The organism is Thermus sp., from assembly GCF_039793865.1.
Lineage (GTDB): Bacteria > Deinococcota > Deinococci > Deinococcales > Thermaceae > Thermus.
On the sequence record NZ_JBAMMI010000047.1, the window covers coordinates 1 to 6012 of the forward strand.

Sequence of the window (6012 nt, forward strand, 5' to 3'; positions counted from 1 at the left end):
CTCCTCCGTAGGGTGAGGCGAAAGGCGGCGCGCCCGGGCCTTGGGGAGTAGCATAGTCCTATGCCCTGGCTTCTTCCCCGCGAGATCGCCCCCCTTCACCAGAAGGCCCTGGACCGCTATTTGGGAAGCCTCACGGAGAGGCTTTCGGACCCAAGCGTGGACCGGAACGCCCTGGTGCGGGAGGAGCTTGCCCGGCTCCTCTACGGCAGGCCCTACGAGGAGCTCCTGGAGGCGAACCCCCTCGCAGCCATGGGCCTGGACCCCGAGGGGATCACCTTTGAGGCCGAGTACTACGCCGCCACGGACCTGGAGAAGTTCCGGCGGGTGAAGCCTCTCCTTTGGATTTGGAAGGTCCTAGACCTCACGCCTCTGGGCCAGTCCGTGCACTCGGGGGTGGCCATCAGGCGGGCCCTCGCCCCCTTCATCTTCAAGCGGGTGGGGAAAAACCCCAAGTTCTTCCAGAACGTGGAGTTCTCCGTGGGCTACAACCTAGAGCTGGGCGACGACGTGGTGGTGCACCGCTACGTCCTCCTGGACGACATCGGGGGCATCAAGATCGGGGACCGCACCTCCCTTTCGGATTACGTCAACGTCTACAGCCACACCCACCACGTCCTGGCCTCCCCCGACGTGACCCTGAAGGAGACGGTCATCGGGAGCGGGGTGCGCATCACCTACCACGCCACCGTCCTAGCCGGGGTGCGCATCGGGGACGATGCCATGGTGGGCACGGGGGCCATCGTCACCAAGGACATCCCGCCCCACGCCATCGCCCTGGGCATCCCCGCGAGGCCCGTGCGCTACAAGGTGCGCCAGGACTGCCCCTTCTGCCGAAGGGGGGAGCCCCACCCCTCGGACCTCGTGCCCAAGGCCCCCGACCGCAAGGGCAACCCCGACTACCCCGACTTCCTTCCCCCCGGCTTCGGCACCCGGGAGGCCTAGGATGTGGACCAAGGAGGAGCTGGACCGGTACCACCGGCAGATGATCCTGCCCCAGGTGGGCCCCGAGGGGCAGGAAAGGCTCAAGGGGTCCTCCGTGGTGGTGGTGGGGGCGGGGGGGCTTGGGGTGCCCGTCCTAATGTACCTGGTGGCCGCCGGGGTGGGGCGGGTGGGCCTCGTGGAGATGGACCGGGTGGAGCTTTCCAACCTCCACCGCCAGGTGCTCTATGCCACGGAGGACGTGGGCAAGCCCAAGGCCCTGGCGGCCAAGGAGCGCCTTCAGGCCCTGAATCCCTTGGTGCAAATAGAGGCCCACCCGGTCCGCCTAACCTCGGAAAACGCCCTGGAGATCCTGAGGCCCTACGACCTCATCGTGGACGCCTCGGACAACTTCCCCACCCGCTACCTGGTGAACGACGCCGCGGTGTTCCTGAATAAGCCCCTGGTCTACGGGGCCATCTACCAGTTTGACGGGCAGGTGGCGGTCTTCCACCACCCCGTGGAGGGCGGGGAGATGGGGCCCTGCTACCGCTGCCTCTTCCCCAAGCCCCCGCCCCCCGGTTCCGTGCCCTCCTGCGCCGAGGCCGGGGTGTTTGGGGTTCTGCCCGCGGTGGTGGGAAGCCTCATGGCCGCCGAAGCCTTGAAGGTTCTCCTTGGCCTGGGGAAGCCCCTCGCCGGGCACCTCCTCCTCTACGATGCCCTGGAAGGGAGCTTCCACAAGCTCACCCTCCGCCGCAACCCCTCCTGCCCGGTGTGCGGGGACCACCCCACCCAGAAGGAGCTCATAGACTACGAGGCCTTCTGCGGGCTATAACCCCCCTAGCGGGCCTCGAGGGGCACGTAGGGCACGTCCAGCTCTCCGATGTACTTGGCGTCGGGGCGGAGGAGGCGGTTGTCCAGCTCCTTGTACTCCAGGATGTGCCCCACCCAGCCCGCGATGCGGGCCACGGCGAAGATGGGGGTGAAGAACTCCAGGCCGAAGCCCAGGTCGGAGTAGACCACCCCGGAGTAGAAGTCCACGTTGGGGTAGATGCCCCGGGGGTTCAGGACCTTCCCGGCCTCCTCCTCCACGATCTTCAGGATCTGGTACTCCCTGGAGTGGCCGTGGGTCTCGGCCACCACCCGGGCCAGCTTCTCCAGCACCCCGGCCCTGGGGTCAAAGGCCTTGTAGACCCGGTGGCCCATGCCCATGATGCGCTCCTTCTTGGCGAGCTTTTCCCGCACCCACTCCCGGGCCCTTTCGGGAGTGCCGATCTCCTGGATCATCTTCATCACCGCCTCGTTGGCCCCGCCGTGGCGGGGGCCCTTCAAGGAGGCCACGGCGGCGGTGATGGCCGAGTAGAGGTCAGTCTCCGTGGAGAAGGCGGCGATGGCGGTGAAGGTGCTGGCGTTGAAGCCGTGCTCGGCGTGGAGGATGAGGGCGGCGTCCATCAGGCGCTCTTGCTCGGGGGAGGGCTCCACCCCGTTCGCCATGTAGAGGAAGTTGGCGGCGTGGGAGAGGTCCTCCCGAGGGGGGATGGGCTCCTTGCCCTCTCTTAGGCGCTTGTTGGCGGCCACGATGGTGGCGAACTTGGCGATGAGGTCCAGGCCCTTCTGGTAGAGGGCGTCTCGGGAGATGTCGGCCTCGGTGGGGTCCAGCATGCCAAGCTCGGAGACCGCCGTGCGCAGGAAGCTCATGGGGTGGGCCGAGGTGGGGTAGCGGCGGAAGGACTCCAGGAGGTGGGAAGGCAGGGCCCGCCGCCTCGCCAGCTCCCCTTTGAAGGCCTCTAGCTCCTCTCGCTTTGGCAGCCTCCCGTGAAGGAGGAGGAAGGCGGTCTCCTCAAAGGTGCTCTTCTCCGCCAGCTCCTGGATGGGGATGCCGTAGTAGTAGAGCTTGCCCGCCTCCCCGTCAATGAAGCACATCCGGCTTTCCGTGAAGAGGACGCCCTCCAAACCCCGTGCCACTTCCATACTTCCTCCTTTTCCGCACCCCAAGGGTGCTCCTCCTCATCATACAGGGAAAGCCTCCCGGCCCAAGATTCCTTTGTCCCTCCCGGGCCGCCTCGCCTTGGGAAGCTCTGGAGCCGTTGGCTACCAGAGGCCCCCACGCTGGCGCAAGCTGGGGTGGGGGGGTATTACCGGGCCTTAGCGTGGTCTAGGGAGGGGCTCTTTGGGACTCTTCTGGCCTTCGCCGGAGCGGGGTACTTAGAGGGCGTCCTCCTGGAGGATGAGGGTCTTGAGGTAGAGGCTTTCCGGCACGTGGAGGCTCCAGGGGTGATCCTTGGGCTGGTGGGTGAGGGCGTGGACCCTAAGGCGCACCCCCCGGTCGGCGGCGGCCCGGCGGGCCACCTCCAGGAGGTCTTCGGCCTTGAGGTAGTAGCTGCAGCTCGTGAGCCAGAAGTAGCCCTCGGGGGCGAGAAGCCTCAGGGCCTCCCGCGCCAGGTCCACCAGGTGGCGCTTCATGGCGGGAAGCTCCTCGGGACGCTTCACCAGGGTGGGCGGGTCCAGGAGGACGTGGTGGAAGGGGCCCTCCAAGGTCTTAAGCACCGAAAGGGCGTCCCCGTGGCGGATGTCCACCCGGAGGCCCGCCCTCATGGCGGCCCGGTCCAGGACGGCCAGGGCCTCGAGGTCCTTGTCCACCGCCAGGGCGTAGGCCCCCTTGCGGGCCGCCCTCAAGGCGAAGGCGCCCACGTAGCTGTAGACGTCCAAGACCCGCTCCCCAGGGCGCACCATGGCCTCCAGGAGGCGGCGGTTCTCCCGCTGGTCCAGGTAGAAGCCCGTCTTCTGGGCGAGGGCGAGGGGGATGGGGAAAAGGAGGCCGTCCTCCTCCACCTCCAGGACCTCGGGCACCTCCCCGTAGAGCACCCCTACCCTTTCGGGAAGGCCCTCCTGCCGCCGGGCCTCGAGGTCGCTCCGCTCGTAGACCCCCTTGGGGGCCACGGCCTCCACCAGGGCGGGGAGCCAGGCCTCCCTAAGGGCCTCCATTCCCCGGGTGCGCACCTGCACCACCAGCACCTCCCCGAAGCGGTCCACCACGAGCCCGGGAAGCCCGTCCGCCTCCCCGTGGACCAGGCGGTAGGCGCTTCCCAGGCCTTCCCGCTTCCTTAGGGCGCGGGCGAAGCGCTGGCGGAAGAAGGCCCGGTTCAAGGGCCCCCGGTCAAAGCGGTAGGCCCGGAAGGGAACCCGGGAACGGGGGTCCAGGTAGCCCACCGCCAAAAAGTCCCCGTCCGCGGCCACCGCCTCGGCCACCCCGGCCTCCTCCGGGACCTCCTGGAGCTCGTCCCGGTAGAGGTTGGGGTAAAAGTTCCGGACCTTACGCTCCTTCCCCGGTTTGACCACCACCCTCAGCACGGGGCTAGCATACCCCGGCCTAAAGGCCTCAGGCCCGGCCCACGGTGCCCATGAGGGTGAACTTTTCCCGGATCACCTGCTTCAGGTACTCCCGGCCCTTGCCCAGGATCTTCCGGGGGTCAAACTCCTTGGGGTTTTGCGTCACCACCTCGCGGATGCCCAGGGTCATGGCCAGACGCAGGTCGGTGTCGATGTTGATCTTGGCGATGCCGTTGGGGATGGCCTTCTTGATGTCCTCGTCGTGGATCCCCGTGGCCTCCTTGAGCTCGGCCCCCGTGGCGAGAAGCTTCTCCTTAAGCCAGGCGGGCACCCCGCTCGCCCCGTGGAGGACCAAGGGGATGGAAACCCGTTTCGCGATCTCCTCCAGGCGCTTGTGGTCTATGTAGGGCCGCCCCTTCCCCTTGTAGGCCCCGTGGCTCGTGCCGATGGCGATGGCCAGGTAGTCTATCCCCGTCTCCGCCACGAAGCGCTCCGCCTCCTCGGGATCGGTGAGGAAGGCTTCGGCCTCGGAGACCTGGACGTTGTCCTCGATGCCCTTTAGGCGGCCGAGCTCCGCCTCCACGCTCACCCCCACGGCGTGGGCGGCCTCCACCACCTTTTGGGTCTCCCGCACGTTCTCCTCAAAGGGATGGTGGCTGGCGTCTATCATCACGCTGGTGAAGCCCGCCCTTAGAGCCTGCATCACCATGGCGAAGTCCGCCCCGTGGTCCAGGTGGAGGACCACCGGCACCCGCACCCGGCTCGCCATGTCCTTCACCAGGTTGGCCAGGTTCTCCATCCCGGCGTACTTGCGGGCCCCGTCGGAAACCTGGATGAAGACCGGAGCCCTGAGTTCATCAGCCACCTCGAGGATGGCCTGGGTGATCTCCAGGTTGTTGGTGTTGAAGCTGGGCACCGCGTAGCCTTCCCGCCTCGCCTTGTCCAAGACCTCTTTACCGATCACCAAAGGCATAGGCCACCTCCTTCAGCGCTTTTAGGTTTTCCGCCACCGGGCGGTCGTTAAAAAGGGCGCTTCCCGCCACGGCCACGTCCGCCCCCGCCCGGTACACCTCGGCCACGGTCTCCCGGTTCACGCCCCCGTCCACCTCAATCAGGCAAGCGGGGTTCAGGCGGTCCCGCATCTCCTTGAGGCGCCTGAGCCTGGCGGTGGCGGTGGGGATGTACCGCTGCCCCCCAAACCCCGGGTTCACGCTCATGAGGAGGGCGATGTCCAAATCGGGAAGCAAAGGCTCAAAGGCCTCCAGGGGGGTCCCGGGGTTCACGGCGAGCCCCGCCTTCTTCCCGAGCTCCTTCACCCTCTGCACCGCCCGGTGGGGGTGGTAGGTGGCCTCAAAGTGCACGGTGATGTGGTCCGCCCCGGCTTGGGCGAAGTCCTCGAGGTAGCGCTCCGGCTTCACGATCATGAGGTGGACGTCCAGGGGCAGGTCGGTGACCCTCCGCACCGCCTCCACGAGGAGGGGCCCGAAGGTCAGGTTGGGGACGAAGACCCCGTCCATCACGTCCAGGTGGATCCAGTCCACCCCCGCCGCCTGGGCCTCCTCTATGGCCTCCTTGAGCCGCGAAAGGTCCGCCGTGAGGATGGAGGGCGCGAACTTCAGCATCTTCTCCCCCTAGGCCACCCGCAGGTGCCCCCGCTCAATGGCCAGCTCCCGCATCTTAACCAGGTAGTAGGCGATGATGAGCTGGGTCAGGGCCAGGGGGTAGCTCTGCCCCGCCTTGTCCCAGAAGGTGCCCACCAGGCTA

6 protein-coding genes are annotated in these 6012 nt (G+C 67.2%); 2 read left to right on the forward strand and 4 right to left on the reverse strand.

The window, feature by feature from the left end:
* Positions 1–60: 60 nt before the first annotated feature.
* Complete coding sequence (locus ABJK26_RS04640; protein WP_347241081.1) at positions 61–942, forward strand: acyltransferase; 882 nt, start codon at positions 61–63, stop codon at positions 940–942.
* 1 nt (position 943) lies between these two features.
* Positions 944–1753, forward strand: coding sequence for a molybdopterin-synthase adenylyltransferase MoeB (moeB, locus tag ABJK26_RS04645; protein WP_347241083.1), 810 nt, complete (start codon positions 944–946; stop codon positions 1751–1753).
* A 5-nt stretch (positions 1754–1758) separates the two neighbouring features.
* Here moeB and ABJK26_RS04650 read toward each other — a convergent pair whose 3' ends face one another.
* The 4 genes from ABJK26_RS04650 to rpe form a co-directional block, all read right to left on the reverse strand.
* A complete protein-coding gene (locus ABJK26_RS04650) occupies positions 1759–2889 on the reverse strand; it encodes a citrate synthase/methylcitrate synthase (protein WP_347241084.1) in 1131 nt (376 codons plus the stop codon).
* 234 nt (positions 2890–3123) lie between these two features.
* Positions 3124–4269 (reverse strand): class I SAM-dependent rRNA methyltransferase, encoded by a 1146-nt coding sequence (locus ABJK26_RS04655; protein ID WP_347241085.1) that lies wholly within the window; start codon positions 4267–4269, stop codon positions 3124–3126.
* A gap of 28 nt (positions 4270–4297) precedes the next feature.
* Positions 4298–5221, reverse strand: coding sequence for a class II fructose-1,6-bisphosphate aldolase (gene fba, locus ABJK26_RS04660; protein ID WP_347241087.1), 924 nt, complete (start codon positions 5219–5221; stop codon positions 4298–4300).
* Positions 5202–5870 (reverse strand): ribulose-phosphate 3-epimerase, encoded by a 669-nt coding sequence (rpe, locus tag ABJK26_RS04665; protein ID WP_347241088.1) that lies wholly within the window; start codon positions 5868–5870, stop codon positions 5202–5204. Before rpe ends, fba begins: the two co-directional genes overlap by 20 nt.
* Positions 5871–6012: the final 142 nt, after the last annotated feature.

Bases quoted from the DNA above. Each gene is read 5' to 3' on its own strand.
- ABJK26_RS04640 (WP_347241081.1), top strand. From the start codon at position 61: ATGCCCTGGCTTCTTCCCCGCGAGATCGCCCCCCTTCACCAGAAGGCC.
- moeB (WP_347241083.1), top strand. From the start codon at position 944: ATGTGGACCAAGGAGGAGCTGGACCGGTACCACCGGCAGATGATCCTG.
- ABJK26_RS04650 (WP_347241084.1), bottom strand. From the start codon at position 2,889: ATGGAAGTGGCACGGGGTTTGGAGGGCGTCCTCTTCACGGAAAGCCGG.
- fba (WP_347241087.1), bottom strand. From the start codon at position 5,221: ATGCCTTTGGTGATCGGTAAAGAGGTCTTGGACAAGGCGAGGCGGGAA.
- rpe (WP_347241088.1), bottom strand. From the start codon at position 5,870: ATGCTGAAGTTCGCGCCCTCCATCCTCACGGCGGACCTTTCGCGGCTC.